Below are 26,488 nucleotides of genomic sequence, written 5' to 3' on the forward strand. Positions count from 1 at the left end.
CGGGACAGAGAGGCGGGGACGCCGCGGGTTCGCCCTCCGGCAGGGCTACGCGCGCTACCGCGGCCGCGCCGGAGCTGCGTGGGCTGGGCGAGGCGGACATCGAAGCCGGCACGCGCCCGTCGCGCGCGCTCGACCGGCGAGGTGATGAACGCGTTGACAGACGCGGCGATCTCCATGCGCGAGCTCGCCGCCCGCGTCGGGCTCTCGCCGCAGCGCCTGCGCGGGAGCAGCCCGGCACCCCACGTCGACGATCACCTCGCCTTTCCTGGGCGCGACGTGCATGACGAGCAGCGCCCGCCAGAGCCGCTCCCGCGGCAGCGCGCTCGCCGGATCGTAGAGACCGGCGGGCGCGAATCAGTGCTCCCCCAACTCGATGACGAGCCCCGTGGCCTCCAGCAACCCCCAACCGAGCCAGATAACCACTCCCCTTCGGAAACTCCGATGCAGGCGGTGCACCGGACCAGAGGGGCGAGGCTCCTTTTCAGCTGTCCGACACCTGGATCCATCCCGACGCCTACGAGGAGGTCCCGGCCGTCGCACAGCCCGGCGCGGGACCGGGAGCGTGGATCGACCGGCTCGAAGAGGCCGGGCACGGGCCCATCTCCTGGATCGAGGTCCAGCGCGTTCGCATGCCCGTCAAGGAAGAGGCCGACCTCCTGCAGATCCCGACGCGCATTCCCGTGCTGGAGATCCTGCGCATCGGCTACTCCGCCCGCACCGAGCGGCCCGTCGAGGTGACCGTCGTGCGCATCCCCGGCGACCGCGTCGAGATCATCAGCAGGCTGCAGTGCGACGAATCCGCGGCCTGGCCTACCGACGATCCGTCCTGAACCCCATCTCCTCGTCCCGCCCCGTGGCGAAACTCCGCTGAGTACGTGGCCGGTCGTCCGAGGCGGCGGCGTCCGTCTTCGCCTGGCGGCCCGCCTCGCGTTCGAGAGGCATGACAACGTGTCGGCGCTGAGGCTTTACGGGGAGGCCGTTGCCTCGGCGGAGGTGGCTCCGACGTCGCGCGCGCTGATTCGGACGAGCCAGGCGAGGGTCGTTCACAACGCGACGGGGGATCTCCTGAGGGCACGGGCGATCGCCGACCTTGCCGCGCGGGAAGCGCGCCGCGCGTCGAGCTTCCTGCTCCGGGCGCGTACCCACGCGTTGCGAGCCGAGACTCCGTTCAGCGCGCGATCGTCCTCACCGACCGGGCGTCGGCACGCCTGCGAACCGGCGGGCCGGGCGCCGCGGAGAGCGGCTCGGCGATGCCGCACGAGTGCGTCGACCTGGTCGCCGCCGCCCGCGGCCGGGTCCCCGCCCAGCGGCTCCGCCAGGCCAGGTTCGGCCTCCGGCCCTGGCGCACCGAACCCTTCGTCGCCGACCTCGACGACCACATCCACACCTCCCTTATCGGCCTCTGGCGCTTCCAGGCTGTCGGGGAACGGAGAGCCGTCGAAGGCGCAGGAAGCGCGCGGAGATCATCGCCAGGTTGCGCCATGACCGTGAAGCGGAAAGGGGGGCCGTGCCGGGGCGAGGGGGCGGCCCGGCACGGCCGGTTCGGGGGGAGAGAGCGTCAGACGGGCAGGACGTGGAGGGCGGGGTGGTTGGGGCTGTTGAGGTAGAGCTTTTCGGTGGTGTGCTCCTTTTCGAGTTCGATGACGAAGCGGTAGCGGTAGGTGCCGGGGCGGGCGGTGGTCATGACGGCGCCGGCCCAGTAGTAGTAGACGGCGGTGTACTTGTCGCGCATGCGGTCGGGGCCGCCGTAGACCTTGAGCTCGGTCATCATGCGGCGCTCGGCCGGGTCGTCCTCGTCGCCTTCCTCGATGTCGAGGAAGACCAGGTTGTTGATCTTCGGCATGGGGGGCCAGGTGCCGTCGGGGCGCCGGTGCATGTCGATCGGGCGGATGATCCAGTTGATCACCTGGCCCTGCTTGCAGACGGTCTCCAGGTGGTCGGTGCCCTGGCCGACGCCGCCGATGCTGTTGTCCATCATGGTGAGGCAGCCTTCGAGCGACCCCTGCGCGACGGCCTTCTCCATGTCGACGAGCGTGACGACGTTGAGCTGCACCGAGTTGAGCTGGCCGCGGTCCTTGAAGTCGGCCGCCTGGTACTGCTGGTCGGTCTGGACGGTCATCAGGCCTCCTTGTCCGCGCCGGCGAGCGTCTGCTCGGCGAGCACGGCGTAGGGCTCGGCGACGCCGCCGAGCAGGAACGACAGCCGGTACGGGACGGGCTTGACGATGTCGCGCTTGACGGTGGCCGTCCAGAACGCGATGTCGGTGCCCGGGTAGAACTTGCGGACGGGGTCGGCGACCCGCCGGTCGATCTCGATCCCGGCCAGCGCGACGAACGTCTCGCACTCCAGCGGGATGACGTTCCAGAGCAGCGTGTCGCCCTTGCGCACCCGGGTCACCAGCCCGGGCGTGCCGAACCCGGACGAGCCGGCCTTGCGGTTGGTGTCGTACAGGTACAGGTTCTCGTCCAGGTCGCCGGAGGCGAGCGCGGCGACGGGGTCGACCACCGCGGTGATCGTCACGGGCCGGACGGCGAGCTTGGCGGGCATGGTCCTCCTAGGGCGCTGCGGTTTCGGGGTCTGCGGGGCCGCCTCGGCGGATGCGGCGGTCAAAGCGCGGGCGGCAGGTCGGGGATCGGCAGGAGGCCGAGGCCACCGCCGGTGAAGCCGTTGCGCTTCGGGTCGGAGATGATCTCCAGGGCGGACGTGCAGGTGAAGTCGACCGGTTGCCAGACGAGTCCGTCCTCGCGTTCCACCAGCTCGTGGAGCTGGATGTGCATCGTGTAGGAGTAGATGCCGGGGCGGCTGGTGTCGACGGTCGCGGCCCAGTACCAGCCGTCGTAGATCATGTCGGGCGAGCCGTACTGCGCCGGATACATGATCTTCTGCTCGACGGCAGGGCCGGTGATGTCGGTGATCACGGGGGCCGGGTAGTTGTAGGTCGCGGCGGCGTTCGATCCGGCGACGGCGCCCGTCGCGTCGAGGACCTTCGCGGTGGTGACGCCCTTGGCCGCGCGGCTCTGCCTGGCGCTGACGCCGACCTGGTCCTTGGCCCGGCTGATCCCCGCCTCGTCGCCGCTGCCGACCGAGGCGAGGGAGGCGAGGGCGTCCCGGTCGGTCTGCAGGGCCTGCTCGGCGAGGTAGTTGCGCGGGACGGTCGGCGGGACGGCGCCGAGCGCGGCCGGCAGCCAGTTGAGCACCTGCTCGGTGGCCTGGGAGCCGTCGAGGTAGTAGGTGCCGGGGACGATCGTGACGAGGTTCTCGCTGCCCTCGCCGGTCGAGCCGAGGAACTTGAAGTTGTCGAACCAGTACGCGTTGCCGTCGAGGGTGCGGTCGGCGAGCGCGTTGTCGACGTCGACCAGGACGATGATGCCGTGCTGCTGTGCCATGGGCCTGCCTTCGTGTTCGGGGGGTCTCAGACGCGCAGCAGCGCGGGGGTGTCGACGTGCAGGACGCTGTTGGGTCCCTCGTGGAGCCGGATCGCGAGCCGGTACCGGTAGGGCACGCCGGGCACCATGGTGAAGGGCACGATCCCCTCCCACAGGAGGAGGTCGTGGTTCTCCAGCCCGTTGGAGGCCAGGGGCGCGGACGGCGCGGCGGTGTACGGGGACGCGGGCCCCTCGGGTTCGGCGAGCAGGACGCCCGACGCGTAGGCGGGCGCCGCCGCGTAGCCGGGGTCGGGGCGGACGGCGTCCGTCCGGGTGACGGGCGCGGCGGCCTCCCCCGCGCCGAGGAAGGTGATCCCATCGATCTCGACGGGCGTCTGGACGTCGACGTGGATCGCGGTCCACTGGACGGTCTGGCCCGGCAGGACCGCCGTCACGAGTGCGGGGCTGCCGTTGTTCCGGCTGCCGTAGGGGCTGTCGTCGACGAGGGCGAGGTTGCCCTGGTCGAGGGTGCGGTCCGACAGCGCGCCGACGGCGTCCACCAGGACGACGATGCTGACCTTCGGTTTCACTCGGTCTCCCATCTCGGGTGCTTGCAGGGGTCGGAAGGGGTCAGAAGCGGTCCCGGACCAGCGGGACCTTCCCGACGGGCGTCCGCTCGATCTCGGGCGAGGCTCGCGGGACGAACGCCAGCCGGAAGTCGTAGCCGGAGGCCTCGATGGACTCTGGGGTGGCTTCGCGGTCGTTGAACAGGGACAGCGAGCGCGGGAGGGCGGCGGCGAAGACTCCGCGCCAGCCGGACGGGCCGAGGGCGGCCTCCGCCTGCGCGGTGAGCCTTTCGGCGTCGTCGGCGGCGACGAGCACGGTCAGTGCCTTGGTCGTGCGGTGGTTGACGAACTGGACGTCGAGGGCGACCCGGTCGAGGTCGATGCCGCAGACGCGCAGCAGCTCCGTGCGCAGGCCGGCTTGGGCGAGGAGGGCGGAGTACTGGCTGTCGCCGAGGTGGAGCATGTCGCCGCTGCGGCCGGCGAACTCGAAGAGCCCGGTCTTCAGCCCCGGGCCGTCGAGGGGGGCTCGCCGGATCATCCGGTCGCCGATCTTGAGCCGCAGCAGGGGCGTCTCGTGGGCGTGCAGCCGGGTGACGACGAGTTCGCCCTCCTCCCCTTCGGCGACGGCCCTGCCGTGCTCGTCGACGATCTCCACGAAGTGGAGGCCGGGGACCGCGGCGAGTTCGGGCCGCTCGTGGTTCAGCTGGAGGCCGATGCACTCGGCCTGGGTCGCGGCGAAGTAGCTGAGGATCGACACGTTCGGGTAGACCGCATGGAGTTCGTCCCGCTTCGTCTGCGGGAGGAGGCCGCTGCCGTACATCGCGACGCGGAAGCTTTCGCGGGCGTGCGCGGGCATGCCGGCGCCGAGTTCGGCGAGGTAGCCGATGCCCGCGGAGATGCCCATCAGCGCCTTGTTGCCGGGGTAGGAGAACATGTGCTCCAGCACCGGCGCGGTGACGGGCCCCGCCCCGATGTAGTTGACGCCGGGCACCGCGGCGAGCACGCCGCCGACCATCGTGCCGCTGCTCCACATCTGGTAGTCGGCGAGCGTGGTGTAGAGCCAGCGCGGTCCGGGCGCGCGGAAGTAGTCGCCGAGCTGGTAGGCGCCCATGAACGCGCCGGAGATCCGGTAGGTGTCGCGCAGTTCGCGCAGCGAGTAGACGATCTCCAGCGGCAGGCCGTCGCTGGTGCCGCCGCTGGCGACGATCTCGAAGCCGCCGTGCTCGATGGGCACGACCATGCCCGCGCGCGGCCCCATGAACATGTCGCGCTGCACGGCCTTGTCCGACAGCGGGATGCGCTCCCACTCTTCGAGGTCGGCGGGCGCGGACGTGACGCCGTAGTAGTGCAGCCGCTCGCGCCACAGGGGGTTCAGCAGGACCGTGCTGACGATCTGCTGGAGCCGCCGCAGCACCAGCGCGTCCTGGACGGCGTGGGGCACCTCGCAGTAGGGGGCGCCGACGAGCCGGGCGCACTCCTCCAGCTTGCCCGCGAAGGAGGGCAGCGCGGCGACCTGGGCGATCGAGCGGGGGTTCAGCTCGTCGTCCGGGATGAGCCGGGCGGCGAGGTCCGCGGGAGGGGGCGTCCTCTTCGACGCCGCGGGAAGGGTGATGGTCATGGCTGGATGCCGTCCTTGTCGTCGCGGGCCGCGCGCTCGCGCAGCACCTGATTTCCGGTGGCCCTGATCTCGTCGATGAGCAGGGCGAGGTGTCCGGCGTCGATCCGGTGGTTCATGAGGACCACGCGGAGCGCGGCGACGCCGGCGATGTCGACCTTGGAGATGAAGAAGCGCCCGTCGGCGCGGATCCGGTTGCGGAGGTCGAGCTGCACGGGGTGCAGGTCCGCGCCGGTGAGGCCGTCGGGCGTGTAGCGGAAGCAGAGGATGTTGCTTTCGGGCTCGTGCAGGACGGTGAAGTCCGGCTCCGCGTCGAGCATCCGGTGGGCCTGGGACGTCAGCGCGCACAGGTGGTCGATCTTGCGCGCGAACAGGGCGGGGCCGTAGACCGACCAGAGCGTCCAGAGCGGCATGATCATCGGGCGCTTGGTGCATTCGAGGTTCCGGTCGCCGCTGTCGAAGGCGCTGTAGACGTCGGGTTCCTCGTCGAACACGTAGCTGGCGCGCTGGCGGAACGCGCCGCGCGCGGCGGTGCCGTCACGGTAGAAGAGCAGGGTGCAGGGGGCGGGGACGAACAGCATCTTGTGGGCGTCCCAGGTGAGGGAGTCGGCCTCGGCCAGGCCGGCGAGGCGGTGCCGCTGCTCGGGCGAGACGAGGAGGCTCGCGCCGTGCGCGCCGTCTACGTGCAGCCAGATCCCGCGCGGCCGGGTGACCGCGGCGAGTTCGGCGAGCGGGTCGAAGGAGCCCATCGAGGTGGTGCCCGCGGAGGCGACGAGGCAGAAGACGTCGAGGCCGCGGTCCCGGGCGGCGTCGAGGGCGGGGCCGACGAGTTCGGGGCGGATGCGGCCGCTGTCGTCGACCGGCAGGCGGACGACCCGCTCGGCGCCGATGCCGAGGACGCCGACGGCCCGGTCGACGCTGTAGTGGGCGTCCTCGCTGAGCGCGACGGCCGGGTGGCCGCCCGAGCCGGCGACGCCGCGCGCCCAGATGCCGGGGAAGGCGCGGTTGCGGGCGGCGAGGAGGGCGGTGAGGTTGGCCATGGAGCCGCCGGAGGTGGTGACCATGGCGGACGTCTCGGTGTCCCAGCCGATGAGGGGGGTGAGCTCCTCGGCCATGAGCCGCTCGGCGACGTTCGGGAGCTGGCCCGCCTCGTAGAAAGACGACGGCTGGTTGGCGATGGATCCGACGAGGTCCATCAGCCCGCCTAGGGGGACGGTGCCGGAGAACTGGCGGCCCATGTAGCCGGGCGAGTGGACCTGGATTCCGGTGCTCAGGTAGAGGTCGACGATCCGGTGGAGCCGACCCCCGTCAAAGGCGGCGATTTCCGTCTTCTCGGACGTCATGAGCTCGCGCGCCGCTTTCATCAGCACCGCGGGCTCGATGAGGTCGAGGCCTTTGATCTCGGGGTCGTCCAGGAACCCGCGCAGCCTCATGGCGCATTGCTCGACGGCCCGGAGGAAAAGCGCGGAGTCGAAGGCCTCGGCCAGTTCACCGACCGCCGTTCTGCGTTCCCCGCCGTTCACCGAATTGTCGGCCGCGCTTTGCCTTCCCGCGAGCTTCACAGGCGGAGTCCTCCCCACGTTGACGTGCCCGGATGATGGTTCGGGACGATCGTAGGCAGCGGGTGAGAGTTTCCGACAGCGCGCGACCGGGTGCGGACGCGCAGGTCAAATAGGATGACCGTAAGGAAGATTCGGGGATCGCGATGGGCGCGTGAAGGAATCACGGAAGCACTCCGATACGGAGCAAACCGCCCATGGCAAATTAGACATACGGAATATTACCGTCGGCCGTCCCTTCTTTTTCGGCGAGCGACGGAACGTATCGCCCCACTTTTTCCACACCGGTCGGGGAATTCCGCAAACGGCGGGGTGCGTGCTAAGCGCCGAACGTCGACATCCGTTTCGACAGCGCGGAGATCCTCATGCACGATCATTCGCAAGCGTCGCCGACCACTTACCCCGCAGCATTCCCCACGCATGACGGGACGGTTTTCGATCACGCCTTCGGCGCGTCGGTCACGCTCGCCGCCGGATTCGTCGCCGAAGGTGACCGAGGGGTGCGTGATCGGCGCACGGAGGCCGCCGCCACCGGGGCGATCAGGCCTGCCAGACGGTGGCGAGCACGACGTGCACCGCGGTCGCGCCGAGGACGCTGACGACCGCGTTGCGGGTGCGCAGATGCAGCGCGACCGCCGCCGCGAGGCCCGCCGCCACGGGCACGGCGCTGCGCCACACCGTCGGCTCGGTCCCGCGCAGCGTGTACAGGGCGAGGATGAGCATGACGCCGACCGGCATGCCGAGCGCCAGGCTCTTCAGCGCCTCGGACCTGCGCAGCGGGGCCAGCACCGCGAACGGGAGCGCGCGCAGGCCCCAGGTGATGGCCGCGCTGAGCGCGACCGCGGCGGCCAGGTAGAGCGGGGTGGGCATCGGCTTACCTTCCCGCCCCGACGGGCACGGGCAGCGCCTCCGGCGCCTCGGACGGCTCGGCCTCCGGAGCACCGGCACCCGGCCGGTGGCGCAGGTGCCGCACGAGCAGGCAGCCGGTGAACAGCGCCATCGCGGTCAGCAGGACCTGGCCGGGGGTGACCAGCGCCGCCACGGCGTAGCTCGCGGCGGCCAGCAGCGGGACGGGCAGGTCGCGCCGGGCCTGCCAGGCGTCCACGGTGAGGACGACGAAGAGGGCCGTCAGCGCGAACTCCAGTCCGTGCAGGGTGACGGGCAGAAGCGCGCCGGCGACGGCGCCGAGCGTGGCCCCCGCGACCCAGTAGAGGTGCAGGAGCCCCTGCATCCACAGGATCCGGGCCCCGCTCCATGACCCGGCCCGCTCCCCCGCCGTCAGCGCGTAGGCCTCGTCGGTCAGGGCGAAGGTGGCATAGGGGCGGGCGCCGCGGCGGACCTTGTGCAGCGGGAAGGAAAGCGCGTAGAAGACGTGCCGGAAGTTCACCATCAGGGCAGTCACCGCGATCTGGGCGAGCGGGGTGGTGACGGCGACCAGGCCGAGCAGCAGGAACTCCAGGGAGCCGGCGTAGACGACGGCGGAGAACACCGTGGCCCACCACCAGTCGAGGCCGGTGTGCACGACCAGCACGCCGAAGCTGAGCCCCAGGGGGAAGAGGCTGAGGCCGACGGAGGCGGTGTCGGCGGCGGCGGCCGCGAGATCCCGGCCCCTGGTCCTTGCATCGAACATGGGAGCAATGATAGTGCGGATATGACCTAATATGGTTGCATAGAGTTATGAGATAATGGGCTTATGAGCAATTCTGTAAGCCTTGATTCGGTTGATCGTGAAATATTGTTCCAACTGGCGCGGGACGGGCGCATGTCGAACGTGGAGCTGGCCCGCCGCGTCGGCCTGACTCCCCCGCCGTGCCTGCGCCGCGTGAAGCGCCTGGAGGACGCGGGCGTGATCACCGGCTACCGCGCGGAGATCGCCCCGGAGGCCCTCGACCGCTCCCTGGAGGTCGTCCTGTCCGTCGACATCGCGGTGAACGACCTCCAGACCGTCGACGGCTTCGAATCCGTCATCGCCGCCCTGGAGGAGGTCCTGGAGTTCCGCCGCATGTTCGGCCGCCCCGACTACTACATCCGCGTGGGCGTCTCCGACCAGGTCGCCTACGAGCGCTTCCTCACCCAGAAGATCATGCCCCTGCCCGCCGTCTCCCGCGTCGACTCCCACCTGACCATGAAACGCATCAAGGGCTGAGGAGGCCCCCTCAGCGGGCCGCGTTCTTGACGAAGGTCTCGCGGGAGCCGTCGGTGGACTTGTCGCCGGTGTTGTAGCCGCCGCGGATGTGGCGGCGAGTGGTGGCGTCGTCGGAGGCGCGGGCGGCGGAGTGCCAGAGGTAGGCGTCGTGGAGGAGGAGGTCGCCCCGGTCGCAGTAAACGGCCACTTCGCCGGGGATCTTCTCGAAGCCCAGGGGCATGGGGAAGGGGGCCGGGGCGGAGGTGTGGCCGGCGGAGGGGGCGGAGCCCGAGGGGAGGGGGACGTTGCGGGGGGAGGGGGTCTGCCAGAGGTGGCTGCCGGGGACCACGCGGAGGAAGCCGTTGGCGGGGCTGGTCTCGTCGACGTGGATGGTGAAGGCCGTCGCGGGCCAGATGGCGAGGTTGGGGGCGGCCTGCCAGTCCGCGTGCCAGCCGATGCGGGAGTAGCCGGACTCGCGGCCGGGGCGGGCGTCCTGGTAGACGACGCCGAAGCGGTGCGCGTCGTTCAGCCAGCAGTCGTCACCGAGGAGCCTGCGCAGGACGGCCGCGAGCGCGGGCGCGGTCACCGCGGCGAGGATCGCCGGGGACAGCTCGTTGACGTACTCGACGTAGTTCGCGAAGGCCTCGGCCTTGGTCTCGTCGTCGAGGAAGGCGGTGGAGCCGTACCGGGGCGGGAGTTCCCCGGCGATGACGCCGGACTGCGCCCGCACGCAGTCGTCCTCCATGACCTGGAGTTCCTCCTGCGAGTACAGGCCGCGCAGGACGACGAAACCGTCGGCGCGGTAGCGGGCCTCGATGGCGTCGAGTTCGTCCGGGGAGAAGGCAGGGTGCTCCATGCCGGGAACCTACCCACTTGAGGTTTCCGGACTGCTTTGATCGTGTTAACGGACAGATCCAGAAGATAATAAGCAGAGACTTACGTCACAGGGGTCCCCGGGAGTACGTTGAAGGTCCAGCAGGGAAGGAGCCCACCCCGATGCCGTCCTTCAACCTCGCCGACCTCTTCGAGATCGTCGCGGACGCGGTACCCGACAACCTGGCGCTCGTCGCCGGAGACTCGCGCCTCACCTACCGCGAGCTCGACGCCCGCGCCAACAGGGCGGCCGCCGCACTGGCCGCCGGCGGCGTCGGCCCGGGAGACCGGGTCGCGATCCTGTCCTACAACCGGGCCGAGTGGCTGGAGGCGCAGATCGCCGCCTTCAAGCTGCGCGCGGGCACCGTGAACGTCAACTACCGCTACACCTCGGGCGAACTCGCCCATGTGATCGCCGACTCCGGCGCCAAGGCCCTCGTGGCCGAGCGCTCGCTCGCCGCGCGCCTCACCGAGGTCCGCGACACCCTGCCGGAGCTCACCGACATCCTCGTCCTGGAGGACGGCTCCGACGCCGAGATCCCGGGCTCGCGGAGCTACGAGGAGGCCGTCTCCGCCGCGTCCCCCGATCGCGTGGCGATCGAGCGGTCCGGCGACGACCTGTTCATGCTCTACACCGGCGGCACGACGGGCCTGCCCAAGGGCGTCGTGTGGCGCGCCGAGGACATGTTCTTCACCGCCATGGGCGGCGGCCGGATGATCGGCGACCCCATCTCCCGGCCCGAGGAGGCCGCCGAGGTGGCCGCCGCGGGCGGACTGACGATCATGGTGAACGCCCCGCTCATGCACGCGGCGGGGGTGTGGATCTGCTGGGCCGCGCTCACCGGCGGCTCCAAGCTCGTCATCTGGTCCGGCCGCAGCTTCGACACCACCGCGGTACTCCGCGTCGCCGAGGCCGAGGGCGCCCAGGTGATGTCCCTGGTGGGCGACGCGATGGCCCGTCCCGTCGCCGACCTGCTCACCGCCGACCCGAAGGCGTTCGACCTGTCGTCCCTCCTGGTCCTGGCCTGCGGCGGCTCGGCGACGTCCCCGGACGTCAAGGCGAAGCTCAACGCGGCGCTGCCGGGCCTCATGACGATCCTCGACGCGATGGGCGGCTCGGAGACGGGCGTCGCCGCGGCGGGCATCGAGCCCGACGAGTTCGGCAACGCCAGGTTCGCCCCGCGCGAGGGCATGGCAGTCCTGGACTCCGACCTCCGCCCGATCACTCCCGGCTCGGACGAGATCGGGGTTTTCGCCCGCAAGGGCCGGATCCCGATCGGCTACTGGAACGACCCCGTGAAGACCGCGGCCACGTTCGTGACCGACGCCGACGGCGTCCGCTGGTCGATCCAGGGCGACATGGCCAGGGTCGACGCCGAGGGCAACATGGTGCTGCTCGGCCGGGGTTCGACGGTGGTCAACACCGGCGGCGAGAAGGTGTACGCCGAGGAGGTCGAGACCGCGGTCAAGTCGCACCCGTCGGTCTACGACGCGCTGATCGTGGGCGTCCCGGACGAGCGGTTCGGCCAGCGGGTCGCCGCGGTGGTCTCCACGAACGGCCCGGTGACCGCGGAGGAGTTGCGCGAGCACTGCCGCACGACCCTCGCCGGGTACAAGGTGCCGCGCGATGTCCACTTCGTCCCGGAAGTGCAGCGCACGCCGACGGGCAAGGCCGACTACAAGTGGGCGAAGGCGACGGCTCTGGAAGCCGGATGACCGACGCATGACGGACGCCGCTGCGCCACAATGATCCCCTGGTAAGCGATCTCCTTGCTTGCGGAGAGCGGGTGGAGCAGTTGGACGACCTGCGGCTGTGGTGGCTGGCTCTGTCGGCCATCCAGGTGGAGTGGGGCGGCGGCGGGCACGAGGCCCTGCGGATGGACGACGGATCACCGGAGGCCTACCGCAAGGCGCTCGGCGACAACTGGGGCATCACCTCGGCCTCCGCGCTGCTGGACATGGCCCGGTGGCTGACGACCTCCGGGCACAGGCGCGAGTACGAGCGCCATCTGGGCCGCGCCCCGTTCGCCTGGGACGCGGCCCGGCTGGTGTTCCTGGTCCGGGCCGCGCACGCGGCGGGGCTGCTCCCCGAGGAGGAGACGGCCTGGGATCTGTGCGAGCGGCTGACGGTCCCGGTGCTGTGCCGCTACTCGTCGTGGCGGGAGTACGCCGCGGACTTCCTGGCGGCCCGCCGGATCTGGGTGGGCGACGGCCTGCACGACGCCGAGCAGAACGCCCGGCAGGAGGAGTTCGAGCGGGCCGCCGAGCGGCTGCTCGATCCGGCGAACGCCGCGAGCCCCTGGAAGCGGGTGCCCTTCGACGCCCCCGCCCCCTACCTGGTCGTCCGCAGGCCGGGTTCGGATGCGGCGTCCGCCGTCCGGCTCGCCGCATCCCCGCCGGAGGACCGCAACGCGGCGCTGCGCCGGGGGTTCGAGGTGCCCCTGCGCTGACCGGTTTCTTGCGGGGAACGAAATTTTGCGTGCCGCGAAGATTTTCACCTCATAAATGATTGCGCGGTGCGCAACGTAGTCGATACGTTGTGCCGCGTGAACGAGGGGCTCCGCGCGCGCAAGAAGCAGGCGACCCGCCGCGCGCTGGGCGAGGCGGCGCTCCGGCTCGCCCTGGAACACGGCCCGGAGAACGTCCGGGTCGAGGACATCGCCACCGCCGCGGGCGTCTCGACCCGCACCTACAACAACTACTTCGGCAGCCGCGAGGCCGCCATCTGCGCGCACGGCGCCGAACGGGCCGCCTGGCTCGCCGACTCCCTGCGGGCCAGGCCCCCGGGCGAGCCGCTGGCCGAGGCCTGCGTCAACGCCTACGTCGGCCACTTCCGGGGCCAGGAGGAGCCCGACCGGCGTGCAATGCTGATGATCTTCTCCAGCCCGGCGCTCCAGGCGGAGTTCCAACGCCACTGCGGCCCGGCGTCCGGGCCGCTGGTCGAGGCGATCGCCGAGCGCTGCGGGCTCGACCCGGCGGCCGACCTGTTCCCCGCGCTGCTCGCCGAGTCCTTCAACACCGCGGCGCGCGTCGCCACGCTCCACTGGCTGCGCACCGAAGACGGCCGCGCGTTCCACGATGTCCTGCACGAGGCGCTCCAGCGGGTCGCACCCGTCGCGGCGGCCTTCGAGCAGTCGCACCGCTGACCCTTTCCCTGCTACCCCCTGAGCGAGACATCTTGCTGATCCGACTCGTCACCGCGACACTGCGGCCCTACCGGCGCGACCTCGGCGTGCTCGTGGCGCTGCAGTTCCTCGCCACACTCGGCATGCTCTACCTGCCGACGCTCAACGCCGACATCATCGACAAGGGCGTCGTCATCGGCGACACCGGCTACATCATGAAGGCCGGCGGCATCATGCTCGCCGTCTCGCTCGCGCAGCTCGCCTGCTCGACCGGAGCCGTCTTCTTCGCCTCGCGGACCGCCGCCACCCTCGGCCGCGACCTGCGCGCCGGGCTGTTCCGCCGCGTCCAGGACTTCTCCGCCCGCGAACTCGGCCAGTTCGGCCCCGCCTCGCTGATCACCCGCACCACCAACGACGTCCAGCAGGTGCAGATGCTGGTCCTCATGGCGCTGACCATGGCGGTGGCCGCGCCGATCATGGCGGTCGGCAGCATCTTCATGGCGCTGCGCCAGGACGTCCCGCTGTCGCTGCTGCTCCTGCTCATCCTGCCGCTGCTCGGCGCCGTGCTCACCTGGGCGGTGACCCGGATGGTGCCGCTGTTCCGCAGCATCCAGGGCAGGCTCGACGACCTCAACCAGATCCTGCGCGAGCAGATCACCGGCGTCCGGGTCGTCCGCGCGTTCGTGCGGGAGAAGCAGGAGACCGAGCGGTTCGCCAAGTCGAACGACGTCCTCCTTGACGTCTCCCAGCGGGCCGGGTACTTCATGGGCACCCTCTTCCCGCTGATCATGGCGGTGGTGAACGTCGCCAGCGTCGCCGTCCTGTGGTTCGGCGGGCACCGGATCGCCGACGGCGGCATGGAGGTCGGGGCGCTGACGGCGTTCCTGTCCTACCTGATGCAGACGCTCATGTCGGTCATGATGGCCATGTTCATGTTCATGATGGCGCCGCGCGCGGCGGTCTGCGCCGGGCGCATCGAAGAGGTCCTGGACACGCATTCCAGCGTCCTGCCTCCGGCCTCGCCCATCTCCGAGACCCCGCTGCGCGGCACCGTGGAGCTACGCGACGTCGACTTCGGGTACCCCGGCGCCGAGGAGCCCGTGCTGCGCGGGGTCAGCCTCAGCGCGCGGCCCGGCGAGACCGTGGCGATCATCGGCTCGACGGGCAGCGGCAAGACCACGCTGCTCAACCTCATCCCCCGGCTGTTCGACGCGACCGGCGGCACCGTCGAGCTGGACGGCGTCGACGTGCGGGAACTCGATCCCGCCCGGCTGTCGCAGATCGTCGGGATCGTCCCGCAGCGCCCGTACCTGTTCTCCGGCACGATCGCCTCGAACCTGCGGTACGGCAACCCCGAGGCCACCGACGAGGACCTCTGGCACGCGCTGGAGATCGCGCAGGCCAAGGACTTCGTCGAGCGGATGCCCGAAGGGCTGGAGACCCCGGTCGCGCAGGGCGGCACCACGGTCTCCGGCGGGCAGCGCCAGCGCCTGGCGATCGCCCGCGCGCTCGTCCACAAGCCCGAGGTGTTCCTCTTCGACGACTCCTTCTCGGCCCTCGACTACACCACCGACGCCCGGCTGCGGGCCGCGCTGGCCGCCGAGACCTCCGACGCGACGGTGCTCATCGTGGCCCAGCGCGTCAGCACCATCCGGCAGGCCGACCGGATCGTCGTCCTCGACCACGGCCAGGTCGTCGGCGTCGGCACCCACACCGAACTGATGGCCGGCAACGAGACCTACCGGGAGATCGTCCTCTCCCAGCTGACCGAGCAGGAGGCGGCGTGACCGAGGAGAACAAGCCCGCGCCGGCGGCGCCGCGGCACGGGCCGGGCGCCTGGATGGCCGGACCGTCGATGGAGAAGTCCGCGGACTTCACCGGCTCGGCCAAGCGGCTGCTGCGCGACATGCGGCCCGAACGGGCGCTGATCATCCTGGGGTCGGTGCTCGGCGCGATCAGCGTCATCCTCACCGTCCTCGGGCCGCGCGTCCTCGGCGAGGCCACCGACCTGATCTTCGACGGAGCCGTGTCGGCGAAGCTGCCGGCCGGGATCTCCAAGGCCGAGGCCGTAGAGATGCTCCGCGCGTCCGGGCAGGACACGTTCGCCGACATGGTCGCCTCGATGGACGTCGTGCCCGGTACCGGCATCGACTTCGGCGCCGTCGGCAAGGTGCTGCTCGGCGTGCTCGCGATCTACCTGATCGCCGCGGTCCTCGGCGTCACCCAGGGCCGCGTCACCGCCTCGATCGTGCAGCGCTCCATGCACCGGCTGCGCGCCCGCGTCCAGGACAAGCTGGCGCGGCTGCCGCTCAGCTACTTCGACAAGAACCAGCGCGGCGACCTGCTCAGCCGGGTCACCAACGACATCGACAACCTCTCCCAGACGCTCCAGCAGACCCTCAGCATGGCGCTGAACTCGGTCCTCACGATCATCGGCGTGCTGGCCATGATGCTGTGGATCTCGCCGCTGCTGGCGCTGATCGCCCTCGTCACCGTGCCGCTGACGGTGTTCGTCACCACCAAGATCGGCGCCCGCTCCAAGCCGCAGTTCATCAAGCAGTGGGCGAGCACCGGCAAGCTCAACGCGCACATCGAGGAGATGTACGGCGGGCACACCCTCGTGTCGGTCTTCGGCCGCAAGGAAGAGGCCGCCGAGACGTTCACCGAGCACAACGACAGCCTCCACAAGGCCTCGTTCCGGGCCCAGTTCATCTCCGGGCTCATCCAGCCCGCGACGATGCTCATCGGCAACATCAACTACGTGCTCGTCGCCGTCATCGGCGGCCTGCGCGTCGCGAACGGCTCGCTGTCGCTGGGCGACGTCCAGGCGTTCATCCAGTACTCGCGGCAGTTCACCCAGCCGCTCACCCAGGTGGCGAGCATGGCGAACCTGCTGCAGTCCGGCATCGCCTCGGCCGAGCGGGTGTACGAGCTGCTCGACGCCGAGGAGCAGAGCGCCGAACCGGACGCCTCGCCCGTCATCGCCGAGCCGCGCGGAAGGGTCGCGTTCGAGGACGTCTCGTTCTCCTACTCCCCCGACAAGCCGCTCATCGAGCACCTGTCGCTGGCCGTCGAGCCGGGCCAGACCGTCGCGATCGTCGGGCCGACGGGAGCGGGCAAGACCACCCTGGTCAACCTGCTCATGCGGTTCTACGACGTGACCGGGGGCCGGATCACCCTCGACGGCGTCGACATCGCCGAGATGGACCGCGGCGACCTGCGCGCCCGCACCGGCATGGTGCTCCAGGACGCGTGGGTGTTCGGCGGGACCATCGCCGAGAACATCGGCTACGGCGACGTCACCGCGTCCCGCGAGAAGGTCGTCGAGGCGGCCAAGGCCACCCAGGTCGACCACTTCGTGCGGACGCTCCCGGACGGCTACGACACCGTCCTGGACGACGAGGGCGGCACCGTCAGCGCCGGCGAGAAGCAGCTCCTCACCATCGCGCGGGCGTTCCTCGCCGAACCGGCGATCCTCATCCTGGACGAGGCGACCAGCTCCGTCGACACCCGCACGGAGGTGCTCATCCAGCGCGCGATGCGCAACCTCCGCCAGGGCAGGACGAGCTTCGTCATCGCGCACCGCCTGTCCACGATCCGCGACGCCGACCTCATCCTCGTCATGGAAGAGGGCTCGATCGTCGAACAGGGCTCCCACGACGAGCTGATCGCGGCGGGCGGCGCCTACCAGCGCCTTTACGCGGCGCAGTTCGCCGAGGCGCTCACCTGATCGGCGGGCCCCGGGCCGCTACTGTCGGCCCGGGGCCCGTGATCTTCCTCGGGAGGACACCGCGCGTACGCCGCGACTTCTCCTGAACGAACCTCCAGGGCATTGAGTGTCGATGTTCTTTCTGGAGGTTCTGAAATGCGCACATTCGCGCTGGTGACGGCACTCGCGCTCTCGGTTCAGCCGGGCGCCGCGTGGGCCGCTCCCACACCGGTCGACATCCCGACGTACCAGACGGTCGAGCAGGGCGAGGCGGTCGAGGCGCACCGCGTCGACCGGGTCGTCGCGCCCGGGATCGTCCGGACGTCGTTCGACAGCCTCGGCCGCACGGGCTGGCTGCGCACGCACGTCCTGAACGCCGACCTCGCCGACGATTCCGTGCGGGTCGGGCTCGTCGGCGGCAAGGTCAGCGAGATCAAGAAGCTGTCGAAGGCCGCCGACGACGACGGCGCGGTCGCTGCCGTCAACGGCGACTACTACGACATCAACGAGACGAACGCCGCGATCGGGCCCGAGGTCGACCTGGGCGAGGTCCGCAAGGGGTCGAGCGGCCCCTCCACGGTCGCGGCCGTGGACGAGGACGGCGTGGCCCGGCTCGCCGACGTGCTCCTCGAAGGCACCGTCTCGGTCGGCGGCACCGACTTCGCGGTCGGCGACCTCAACGCGGCGTCCGCGCCGGCGAACGGCATCGGCGTCTACACCGACCAGTGGGGTCCGGGGCTGCGGACCAGCGTGGCGCTGTCGGGGGCCTACACCGAGGTCGTCGTCGCCGAGGGCGCGGTCACCGCCGTGACCGCCGCGCTCACCGACACCGCGGTGCCCGAGGGCGGGATCATCGTCGTCGGGCGCGGGTCGGCGGCGGCCGCGCTGGCCGCCGCGGCGCAGCCCGGGGCCGCCGCGAAGCTGGACTTCGCACTCAAGTCGGACTCCCCCGCGAAGATCCAGACGGCGCTCGGCAGCGGCTCGGTCCTGGTCCGCGACGGCAAGGCGATCGACCTGCCCGCGTCCACCGGCAACGACGCGCTCAAGCCGCGCACCGCGATCGGCTGGTCCGCGGGCGGCAAGCGGCTGCTCCTCGTCACCGTCGACGGGTCCGCGAACTTCTCCGAGGGCGTGAGCTTCGACCAGATGGCCGTCATCATGGCCCGGCTCGGCGCGCACGAGGCGCTCATGCTCGACGGCGGCGGCTCCTCCGACCTCGTCGCGCGCATTCCCGGCGACACCGGCACGAGCGTCGTCAACACCCCGTCCGACGGGTACGAGCGGTCCATCCCGCAGGGCGTCGGGCTGTTCTCCGCGCCCGGCTCCGGCAGGCTCCAGGGGCTGGACGTCCGGCTCGGCGCCGACCGCGTCTTCCCCGGGCTGACCGTGGACGTCGCCGCCAAGGGCCACGACGAGACGTACTCCCCCGTTGAGGCGGGCCGCACCTCCTGGAGCGCCGGGCGGATCGGTCGGGTGCGCGACGGGGTGCTCACCGCGGAGAAGTCCGGCACCGGTGAGGTCACCGCGCGCTCCAAGTCGGTCTCCGGCAAGGCCGAACTGCGCGTCCTGGGCGAACTCGACCACCTGGCCTTCGACGAGCCGAGCCTCACCATGACCGCGGGCGGCACCGCCGAGGTGTCCCTCACCGGCGCCGACGACGAGGGCTTCGACGCGCCCGTCGCGCCCCGCGACGTCAAGCTCGACTACGACGACTCGGTCGTGTCGGTCGAGGCGGACGGCGACGGCTTCACCGTCAAGGCCAAGGACACCGGGGACGGCAAGGCCGCGACCATCACCGCGACCGTCCAGGACGAGAAGGTGGCGCTGCCCGTCTCCGTCGGACTCAAGCACAGCGAAGTCGCGGCCTACGACGCGGGCGCGACCCCGTGGACGGCCACCACCGCCAAGGCCACCGCCTCGATCAAGACGGACGCGGCGGCCGACCGGCCCGACGCCGCGGCGGACAACCAGGCCTTGCGGCTCACCTACGACTTCACCGGACAGACCGGCACGTCCGCGGCCTACGCGGTCGCGAAGCCCGCTCCCGTCACGCTTCCCGAGGGCACCCGGAAGCTCGGCCTGTGGGTGTACGGCGACGGCCAGAAGCACTGGCTGCGCGCGACGCTGCGCTCGAACGGGACCACGAACGTGCCGTTCACGTTCGCCGCGACCGTCGACTGGACCGGCTGGAAGTGGGTCGAAGGCGACCTTCCCGCCGGATACGCCGCCCCGATCACGCTCACCAACCTCTACGTGGTCGAGACCTCCAACCTCAACAAGACCGCAGGCGAACTGCGCTTCGACTCGCTGACCGCGCTCGTCGGGCAGGCCGCCGAAGGCGGGAGCGAGGCCGACGCCGACCCGTTCGTGCTCCAGCGGCGCGAGATCGGCCGGGACCGCTGGAAGTTCGCCATCATGAGCGACCTCCACGTGACCGCGGCGGGCGGAGCGAACTCGTTCGCCGCCGTCCAGGCCAGGAAGGCGCTCGCCCAGGCGGTCGCCGCGAAGCCCGACTTCCTCGTGGTGAACGGCGACTTCGTGGACACCGCCACGGAAGCCGACTTCGCCTTCGCCGAGGCGCTGCTGAAGGAGACGGTGCCCGCGTCGATCCCCGTGTACTGGACGCCCGGCAACCACGAGTCCGGCGCGACGGCCACGGGCACGCTGGCGGCCTTCACGAAGGCGACGGACCGCCCGACGCGGCAGTACTTCGACCACAAGGGCACCCGCTTCCTGCTGTTCGACACGAACCTCGGCGGGCTGCGCGCGTCGGAGTGGGCGCAGGTCCCCGCGCTGAAGGAGCAGCTCGCCGCCGCGAAGCGCGACCGCTCGGTGAGGTCCGTGGTCGTGGTGTTCCACCACCCGTTGGCCGACCCGTCCGGCGCGGCGTCGTCGCAGTTCGCCGACCGCCTCGAAGCCGGCCTCGTCCAGGAGTGGCTGGCCGACTTCCGCGAGGACGCGGGCAAGCCCGTCGCCCTGTTCACCGGGCACGCCCACACCGCGTCGGCGATCCGCGCGGACGGCGTCCTGGAGGTCAACACGCCCTCGGTAGGCAAGACCCCGTACGCCTCCACGGACAAGGGCGGCTTCTTCGGCTGGGTCCTGGTGGGCGTGGACGCCACGCCGGGCCGCGTCGAGGCCGGCCGGCCGAACCCCGACACGCTCACCTGGCTGACCGCCCGGATGAACCCGGTCATCGACGCCGCCGCGATCCAGGCCCCGCAGGCCCTCGCCGCCGGCGCTTCGGCGCGGGTGTCGGCGACGGGCACGACCTCGGCGTTCGGCCTGACCTTCCCGCTGGCCCACCCGGCGAGCGCGACCTGGTCGGGCGACGCGGGCGTCGCGGTGGTCCGGAACGAGCGGGAGGCCAAGGCGGCGGCAAAGCGCAAGGGCGTCGTCGCCGTCCTCGACCTGTCCTCGGGTGAGCTGACCGGCGTCCGCGTCGGCACCGCCACCCTCACCGTCACCTCCGGGGGCGTCTCGGCCTCCGCCGCCGTGACGGTCACCGCCTAGGCGGTCCGACGAGGGGCCGCCTCCCGGTGCGGGAGGCGGCCCCTCACATCACCAGGCGAAGGCCTCCGGGCTGGGGCCCGGGCCGGGGAACAGGGTGTCGAGTTCGGTGAGGAGGTCCGGGTCGAGGGTGAGGGACTCGGCCCGGATGCCGGATTCGAGCTGGTCCAGGGTGCGGGGACCGACGATGGGGCCCGTGACGCCGGGGCGGGTGAGGAGCCAGGCCAGGCCCACCTCGCCGGGCTCCAGGTCGCGCTCGGCGCAGAGCTCCTCGTACTTCTCGATCTTGGCGCGCTTGCGGTCGTCCGCCAGGTAGGCGGCGCTGCGGCCGGTCTGGGAGCGGCTGCCGCCGCCCTCGCGCTGCTTGCGCAGGACGCCGCCGAGCAGGCCGCCGGCGAGCGGCGACCACGGGATGACGCCCAGGCCGTAGGCCTCGGCCGCGGGGACGACCTCCATCTCCGCGCGCCGCTCGATCAGGTTGTAGTGGCACTGCTCGCTGACGAGGCCGAGGGAGCCGCGGCGGGCCGCGGTCTCGTTGGCGCGGGCGATCGACCAGCCGGGGAAGTTCGAGGATCCGACGTAGAGGACCTTGCCCTGCTGGACGAGGACGTCCAGGGCCTGCCAGATCTCGTCCCAGGGCGTGGCCCGGTCGACGTGGTGGAACTGGTAGAGGTCGATGTGGTCGGTCTGCAGGCGCTTCAGGGAGGCGTCGCAGGCGCGGCGGATGTTCAGCGCCGACAGCTTGTCGTCGTTGGGCCACGGGTCACCGGCCGGGCCCATGTTCCCGTAGACCTTGGTCGCGAGCACCGTCCTGTCGCGCCGTCCGCCGCCGTTGGCGAACCACGTCCCGATGATCTCCTCGGTCCGCCCCCGGTTCTCCGCCCAGCCGTACACGTTGGCCGTGTCGAAGAAGTTCACTCCCGCGTCCAGCGCGGCGTCCATGATCTTGTGGCTCTCGGCCTCGTTCGTCTCCGGACCGAAGTTCATCGTCCCGAGCACGACCCGACTGACCTTGAGCCCCGTACGTCCCAGTTGTACGTAGTCCATGAGTCCAGTAAACCCCGCCGGACCACCGCCGGTGATCACGAGTGCGGACAAAACGCCCAAAACCACATGAGACGCCGATGAATTCGCCATGATCGCCCGCACCCCGGTCGTCAGCGAGGTCCTGGCAGAGGCCCGCGCCGCCGGGTCCCCGCCCTGACCCGGTGCCTTGCGCACAAGGTTCACGGCGAGGACCCCCGATGCTCCACACCGCCGGGTGGCTTGCGCCCATGAGATGCGCGCTGTGCGGGAGCGAAGAGGTCGAGCCGGGCTTCGTCGAGGACGGGGGCGACCACTCCCACGGCTTCGCCCGCTGGGTCGAGGGTCCCCTGGCCGTCGGCCTCTTCGGCCGCGCCAAGCGCTTCGGCCGCCTGCGACGGCGGATCGAGGCCTGGCGCTGCACGCAGCGCGGCCGGCTTGAGTTGTTCGCCCGCGAGCAGGCCTGACCCCGCGCCCGTTCACCAGCGCATGCGGACCTGCTCGGCCCAGCCGAGGAGGCCGTCGACCTCAAGGGCGGGGCCCTCGTCGGGGTGGATCGTTCCCGCGTAGTGGCCGAACAGCTGATGGGTGTGGTTGGACAGAAGGACGGCGTCGGTCTTCACGTGGCGTTCATGGAACGGGGTGAAGGCGAGGTCGACGGCGCCGGGGGCGTGGATCCGCCAGGGGGCGCGGAAGTCCTCCGGGTCGTACTCCCAGGCGAGGTCGGCGCCGATCTTGGTGAGGCGGCCGTCGACGAGGAGGGCGTTCTCGGTCATGCCGGTGCCGTCGGTCCACTTGCCGCCGAACTGCAGGCCGATCGTGTGCCCGGCGCTGACGCCCGAGGCGGCGCCCCAGTTCCAGAGGGTGTCGTACGGCCAGCGGCCCCTGCCGTGGTCGAGGACTGCCCAGGCGTCGTCGGCGAACGCGAAGGAGCGGCCGCCGAGCGTCAGGGTGCCTTCGGCGGGCCGGGCGACCTGCTTGGAGGTGAACTGGTAGCGCCGCTCGTCCCACGGGATGACGACGTTCATGGACTCGTGGCCGTCAGGCAGCGCCGCGAAGAGGTCCGCCGCCAGGATGCCTTCGGACGTCGGGCACGTGGCGCGCACACGGGTGCCGCCCTCCTCCCGGAGGATGGAGACGCGCGCCTTCCCGGACGAGACGGTGATGTCGGAGCCGTCAAGGCTGTCGGGGAGCCGTACGCCCGAGCCGAAGGGCGCCATCGTGCTCACCTCCAGCTCGGTGCCGCCGTACTCCAGGAAGTAGACGCCGGTCAGAGCGAGGTAGTCGAGGTGGCTCACCGTCAGCGCGACGAGGTGCGTCGGCGTGGTGAAGCACCAGTACTCCCACTTCTTGCGCCGCCCCCAGCGCCCCGGAAGGGCGGTGTCGTGCAGGGGGCGGCGGGACCAGCCGACCGCCGCCGGGTCGAGGCCGCCGTCGGGTCGGGTCAGGGCGACGGGGGTAGTGATCTCCCGTTCGTGCGTGCTCATGCGCGCGTACGGTACAGGGCCGACAGGAACCGGATGAGCAGTGCCTCCCGCGTCTCGGCCGGGAGCGCGTCCAGGACGGCGTTCACCATGCCCATCTCCATCGGGCCGTCGCCGTCGAGGTCGGCCCCGACGGCCGCCAGGAGCTCGGTGAAGCCCGAGTCGTCGACGGCGTCGAGGTCGAGCCCGCCGAGCAGGTCCACGAGGCCGTCGGGCAGCTCCACCGGCCCGGCGTCGATCGCCTCGGCGGCGGACTTCGCCAGGACGTCCAAGAGCGCGTCCACGCCCTGGAGGCTGACGCCGGTGAGGGTGAGGTGGACGTTCGCGGGGATGCCGGGGAAGCTCAGCTGCGGCTGGATGAACCAGCCGTGGCCGCGCGCCTTGTCCGACAGGACGAACACGTCGAGGCGCGGGTCGTCGGAGGCGAGCGCGACGAGGGACGCGTCGGGCGTGCCGAGGACGCGCAGCCCGGGGATCTCCGCGACGCCCTCGATGAGGCGCTTCGCGGCGGCGACGGCGTGCGAGGCGAGGTCGCGGTATCCGGCCGCGCCGATCGCGTGGAGGGTCGCCCACGCGCCGCCGAGCGGGCCCGCGCCCTTGCTGGACTGCACCGTCGAGTTGATGATCGTGTAGCCGGGCCAGGCGGCGGAGGCGAAGTAGGCGTGCCGGCGCAGCGCCTCGTCGGCGAACAGCACCACCGAGGCCCCCTTGGGCGCGTACCCGTACTTGTGCAGGTCGCAAGAGAGCGAGGTGACACCGGGGACCGACAGGTCGAAGGGAGGCACGGGGTGGCCGGTGTCGCGCAGCCACGGCAGCAGCCACCCGCCGACGCAGGCGTCCACATGGCACGGGATGCCGCGCGCCGCGGCGAGCGCCGCGATCTCGGGCACGGGGTCGATGACGCCCTGCGGGTAGGAGGGCGCGGACACGACGACGAGCACCGTCCGGTCCGTCAGCGCGGCCTCCATCGCGGCAGGGTCGGCGCGGAACGTGGCGGTGTCGACGGGCACCGCCACGAGTTCCACGCCGAGGTAGTGCGCCGCCTTGTGGAACGCGGGGTGCGCGGTGACCGGCACGACGACCTGGGGCCGGTCGACCGGCTTCGCGTCCCGGGCGGCCTTCACCGCCAGCATGATCGACTCGGTGCCGCCACTGGTGAAGATGCCGGGGGTCTCCGGGCCGCCGCCCAGCTTGGCGGCCACCGTCCCTACGACGTCCTTCTCCAGGGCGACGATGCTGGGGAAGGCCGTGGGGTCGAGCCCGTTGACCTCGAGCATCTCCAGGTAGGCACGGGCGGCCAACGCGTGCACCTCGGGGCGGCCGGTGTCGTACACGTAGGCGGTGACCTTGCCGCCGCGCACAGGCAGGTCGGCTTCTTTCAGCCGCGCCAGCTCGGCCAGCAGGTCGGCGCTATCGCGCCCTTCTTCAGCCAGCAAGGGAACAACCTTTCAGGGGAGTCGTACGTGCGCGGGGCCTTCAGGCCGCCGCTTCCTCGGTGGTCTTGTGCGCCGCCGCACGCCGCGCGTACAGGACGAGAAGGGGGGCGCTCAAGGCGAGCAGCACGGCGGGCACGAGAGTGAAGCCCACGGTGAGCCCGCCGAGCGCGGTGCCCGTCTGGGCCACGGCCTCGTCGTCGGAGCTGGAGGCGAATCCAGTGACGGCGAGGACGAGGGCGTACACGCCGCTGCCGAGGGCCATCGCGCCCGTCTCCGCGGCGGTCCACACCCCGGTGAACGCGCCCGACTGGGCCTGCCCGGTCCGTCCGGCGTCGGCGTGGACGGTCTCGGGCAGCAGCGACAGCGGGAACAGCTGGAGGGCCGCGTAGCCCGCGCCGACGAGGGCGGTGAGCGCGAACGCCGGGATCTTCGCCCCCGCGCTGAGCACCGGGTACAGGGCGACCGCGGCGACGGTGAACAGGGCGACGGCGGCCAGGTAGCAGGGCACGGTTCCGAACCTGCGGCCCAGCGCGCTCCACACCGGGACGGCGATCGCGCTGAGGCCGACCATGCACACGAACAGGACCGTGGTGAGGCCGTCGTCGCCGAGGCGGTACTGCGCGACGTAAGGCGCGCCCGCGAGCATGACGGCCACGGCGAGGGACTGCACGGTGAACGCGCCGAGCAGCGCGAAGAAGGGCCGGTTGCCGCGGGCCAGGCGCAGCGCGGCAGTGAAGCCGAGCTGGCGGGGTCCGGGGGCCGAGCGGATCCAGCGCGTCGACAGGGCCGAGCCGACGAGGGCCGCGGCGAGCACCGCGCCGATGACGGCTCCCATGAGCAGGTACCCGCCCCGTCCGTCGCCGCCGATCCCGACGATGACGGGCGCGAGCCCGCCCGCGAGCAGGATGCCGAAGGTGAGGGCGACGATCCGCCAGGCCATCGCGCGCGAGCGCTGGGCGGGCGCGTCGGAGATCTCCGCCGGAAGCGCCACATAGGGCACCTGGAAGGCGGCGAACGCGCTGGCCGCGAGCAGGAACGCCGCCATGGCCCAGGCCGCGCCCGCGCCGCCGGTGAACGGCGAGGCGAACATCAGCGCGAACAGCACCGGCAGGGTCGCCGCGCCGAGCAGCAGCAGCCGCTGCCGGCTCCCGGTGCGCACGGCCTCCCGGTCGCTGAGCGTGCCGATCCACGGGTTGAGCAGCACGTCCCACGCCTTGGGCAGCACGAGGACGGCGCCCGCGACGGCCGCGGGCACGCCGAGGGAGTCGGTCAGGTAGTAGAGCAGCAGAAGCCCGGGCACCGCGCCGAAGACGCCGGTCCCGACGGAGCCGAGGGCGTAGCCGAACAGCCTCCCGCGCGCTACGGGCTCGTCGGCCGCGCGCGGTCGGGGGACGGAGGGCGGGGGGTTCACTGCGGGCTGCTCGGTCATGGCTTCACGTCCGGATCACGAGGGGGCGAGGAGGCGGCGCGCGACGTCGGGCGGTCCAGGCCGAGGAGGCCGGAGGCGAGGCGGTGGAGGGCCGCGCGGAAGCGCTCCAGGGCCTCGGGGTCGTCGGTCCTGCGGCGCCGGCCCGCCGCGTCGGGGACGCCCCCGCGCGCGAAGCCGTGCACGGTCCAGATGACCGACCAGAGGGCGTACTCCACGTCGGCGTCCGGGGCCGCGACGGGGCGGGTCAGCTCGATCAGGCGGCTGACGAGGGGGTGGACGTGCGCGGCCTCGAAGGAGGCGACGTCGTCGGCGTCGGAGAGCCACCGGTGCATCCACAGGGCGGGGATCTCGGGGCGGGCGACGCAGAAGTCGAGGTAGGCGTCCACGACGAGGCGGACGTCGGCGGCGCCGGTGAGGCGGCCGGGCTCGGCGCAGGACGCCAGGGCCGTCTCCAGGGCCGCCCGCTCCGCCTGGGCGGCCCCGGTCATGACGGCGAGGTACAGGTCGCGTTTACCGCCGACGTGGTAGTTGACGGTCGCGATGTTGAGTTCCGCCGCGTCGGCGATGAGCCGCGTGGAGGCCCCGTCGAACCCGCGCTCGGCGAACAGCCGGGTGGCCGCGGCGAGGATGCGGGTGACGGGGTCGGAATTCATATCGGAACGGTAGGGC

The 26,488-nt window shown here is 71.6% G+C and carries 23 protein-coding genes; 9 read left to right on the forward strand and 14 right to left on the reverse strand.

The genetic code is table 11. The annotated features are described in order from the left end of the window. Positions 1-500 precede the first annotated feature (500 nt). The gene (locus ACYVOM_RS20540) at positions 501-830 is read left to right on the forward strand and encodes a UTRA domain-containing protein (protein WP_460305321.1); all 330 of its coding nucleotides are present in this window, start codon (positions 501-503) and stop codon (positions 828-830) included. A 728-nt stretch (positions 831-1,558) separates the two neighbouring features. Here the strand turns inward: ACYVOM_RS20540 and ACYVOM_RS20545 are convergent. The 8 genes from ACYVOM_RS20545 to ACYVOM_RS20580 form a co-directional block, all read right to left on the reverse strand. After that, entirely contained in the window at positions 1,559-2,119 is a 561-nt protein-coding gene (locus tag ACYVOM_RS20545; protein WP_460305041.1) for a hypothetical protein, read from the reverse strand. Then, positions 2,119-2,547 (reverse strand): hypothetical protein, encoded by a 429-nt coding sequence (locus ACYVOM_RS20550; protein WP_460305042.1) that lies wholly within the window; start codon positions 2,545-2,547, stop codon positions 2,119-2,121. The genes ACYVOM_RS20545 and ACYVOM_RS20550 overlap by 1 nt, the downstream gene beginning before the upstream one ends. Positions 2,548-2,606: 59 nt before the next feature. Next, on the reverse strand, positions 2,607-3,386 hold the full coding sequence (locus ACYVOM_RS20555) for a hypothetical protein (protein WP_460305043.1): 780 nt from the start codon (positions 3,384-3,386) through the stop codon (positions 2,607-2,609). A gap of 26 nt (positions 3,387-3,412) precedes the next feature. Continuing rightward, positions 3,413-3,955 carry a hypothetical protein gene (locus ACYVOM_RS20560; protein WP_460305044.1) on the reverse strand — a complete coding sequence of 181 codons (543 nt, stop codon included), beginning with the start codon at positions 3,953-3,955 and terminating at the stop codon, positions 3,413-3,415. A gap of 40 nt (positions 3,956-3,995) precedes the next feature. Continuing rightward, on the reverse strand, positions 3,996-5,549 hold the full coding sequence (locus ACYVOM_RS20565) for a phenylacetate--CoA ligase family protein (RefSeq protein ID WP_460305045.1): 1,554 nt from the start codon (positions 5,547-5,549) through the stop codon (positions 3,996-3,998). Further along, positions 5,546-7,108, reverse strand: a complete 1,563-nt coding sequence (locus ACYVOM_RS20570; protein WP_460305046.1) for a pyridoxal phosphate-dependent decarboxylase family protein — start codon at positions 7,106-7,108, stop codon at positions 5,546-5,548. The genes ACYVOM_RS20565 and ACYVOM_RS20570 overlap by 4 nt, the downstream gene beginning before the upstream one ends. Positions 7,109-7,645: 537 nt before the next feature. Further along, a complete protein-coding gene (locus ACYVOM_RS20575) occupies positions 7,646-7,975 on the reverse strand; it encodes an AzlD domain-containing protein (RefSeq protein ID WP_460305047.1) in 330 nt (109 codons plus the stop codon). 4 nt (positions 7,976-7,979) lie between these two features. Continuing rightward, positions 7,980-8,735, reverse strand: coding sequence for an AzlC family ABC transporter permease (locus ACYVOM_RS20580; protein ID WP_460305048.1), 756 nt, complete (start codon positions 8,733-8,735; stop codon positions 7,980-7,982). Positions 8,736-8,798: 63 nt separating this feature from the next. On the opposite strand from ACYVOM_RS20580, the gene ACYVOM_RS20585 reads away from it, so the two are divergent. Beyond that, entirely contained in the window at positions 8,799-9,251 is a 453-nt protein-coding gene (locus ACYVOM_RS20585; RefSeq protein WP_460305049.1) for an Lrp/AsnC family transcriptional regulator, read from the forward strand. Between the two features lie 10 nt (positions 9,252-9,261). Here the strand turns inward: ACYVOM_RS20585 and ACYVOM_RS20590 are convergent, their stop codons facing one another. Continuing rightward, entirely contained in the window at positions 9,262-10,086 is an 825-nt protein-coding gene (locus ACYVOM_RS20590) for a phytanoyl-CoA dioxygenase family protein (protein WP_460305050.1), read from the reverse strand. Positions 10,087-10,226: 140 nt separating this feature from the next. Between ACYVOM_RS20590 and ACYVOM_RS20595 the strand changes: the two genes are divergently transcribed. From ACYVOM_RS20595 to ACYVOM_RS20620, 6 genes are all read left to right on the forward strand, one after another. After that, positions 10,227-11,819, forward strand: coding sequence for an AMP-binding protein (locus ACYVOM_RS20595; protein WP_460305051.1), 1,593 nt, complete (start codon positions 10,227-10,229; stop codon positions 11,817-11,819). A gap of 71 nt (positions 11,820-11,890) precedes the next feature. Further along, on the forward strand, positions 11,891-12,553 hold the full coding sequence (locus tag ACYVOM_RS20600; RefSeq protein WP_460305052.1) for a DUF1266 domain-containing protein: 663 nt from the start codon (positions 11,891-11,893) through the stop codon (positions 12,551-12,553). A 96-nt stretch (positions 12,554-12,649) separates the two neighbouring features. Then, positions 12,650-13,249, forward strand: a complete 600-nt coding sequence (locus ACYVOM_RS20605) for a TetR/AcrR family transcriptional regulator (protein WP_460305053.1) — start codon at positions 12,650-12,652, stop codon at positions 13,247-13,249. Between the two features lie 32 nt (positions 13,250-13,281). Beyond that, the gene (locus ACYVOM_RS20610; RefSeq protein ID WP_460305054.1) at positions 13,282-15,015 is read left to right on the forward strand and encodes an ABC transporter ATP-binding protein; all 1,734 of its coding nucleotides are present in this window, start codon (positions 13,282-13,284) and stop codon (positions 15,013-15,015) included. Then, a complete protein-coding gene (locus ACYVOM_RS20615; RefSeq protein ID WP_460305055.1) occupies positions 15,012-16,958 on the forward strand; it encodes an ABC transporter ATP-binding protein in 1,947 nt (648 codons plus the stop codon). Before ACYVOM_RS20610 ends, ACYVOM_RS20615 begins: the two co-directional genes overlap by 4 nt. A gap of 135 nt (positions 16,959-17,093) precedes the next feature. After that, complete coding sequence (locus tag ACYVOM_RS20620) at positions 17,094-20,450, forward strand: phosphodiester glycosidase family protein (protein WP_460305056.1); 3,357 nt, start codon at positions 17,094-17,096, stop codon at positions 20,448-20,450. Positions 20,451-20,498: 48 nt separating this feature from the next. Here the strand turns inward: ACYVOM_RS20620 and ACYVOM_RS20625 are convergent, their stop codons facing one another. Next, complete coding sequence (locus ACYVOM_RS20625) at positions 20,499-21,494, reverse strand: aldo/keto reductase (protein ID WP_460305057.1); 996 nt, start codon at positions 21,492-21,494, stop codon at positions 20,499-20,501. A 227-nt stretch (positions 21,495-21,721) separates the two neighbouring features. On the opposite strand from ACYVOM_RS20625, the gene ACYVOM_RS20630 reads away from it, so the two are divergent. Next, a complete protein-coding gene (locus ACYVOM_RS20630; protein WP_460305058.1) occupies positions 21,722-21,937 on the forward strand; it encodes a hypothetical protein in 216 nt (71 codons plus the stop codon). A 12-nt stretch (positions 21,938-21,949) separates the two neighbouring features. Here ACYVOM_RS20630 and ACYVOM_RS20635 read toward each other — a convergent pair whose 3' ends face one another. The 4 genes from ACYVOM_RS20635 to ACYVOM_RS20650 are packed head-to-tail and all read right to left on the reverse strand — an operon-like array spanning position 21,950 to position 26,472. Next, positions 21,950-22,957 carry a DUF2804 domain-containing protein gene (locus ACYVOM_RS20635; RefSeq protein ID WP_460305059.1) on the reverse strand — a complete coding sequence of 336 codons (1,008 nt, stop codon included), beginning with the start codon at positions 22,955-22,957 and terminating at the stop codon, positions 21,950-21,952. After that, the gene (locus ACYVOM_RS20640; protein WP_460305060.1) at positions 22,954-24,390 is read right to left on the reverse strand and encodes a pyridoxal phosphate-dependent decarboxylase family protein; all 1,437 of its coding nucleotides are present in this window, start codon (positions 24,388-24,390) and stop codon (positions 22,954-22,956) included. Before ACYVOM_RS20640 ends, ACYVOM_RS20635 begins: the two co-directional genes overlap by 4 nt. 40 nt (positions 24,391-24,430) lie before the next feature. Continuing rightward, a complete protein-coding gene (locus ACYVOM_RS20645; RefSeq protein ID WP_460305061.1) occupies positions 24,431-25,819 on the reverse strand; it encodes an MFS transporter in 1,389 nt (462 codons plus the stop codon). Further along, positions 25,816-26,472 carry a TetR/AcrR family transcriptional regulator gene (locus ACYVOM_RS20650; RefSeq protein WP_460305062.1) on the reverse strand — a complete coding sequence of 219 codons (657 nt, stop codon included), beginning with the start codon at positions 26,470-26,472 and terminating at the stop codon, positions 25,816-25,818. The genes ACYVOM_RS20645 and ACYVOM_RS20650 overlap by 4 nt, the downstream gene beginning before the upstream one ends. Between the last annotated feature and the right edge of the window lie 16 nt (positions 26,473-26,488).

This window comes from Actinocorallia aurea (assembly GCF_054783995.1).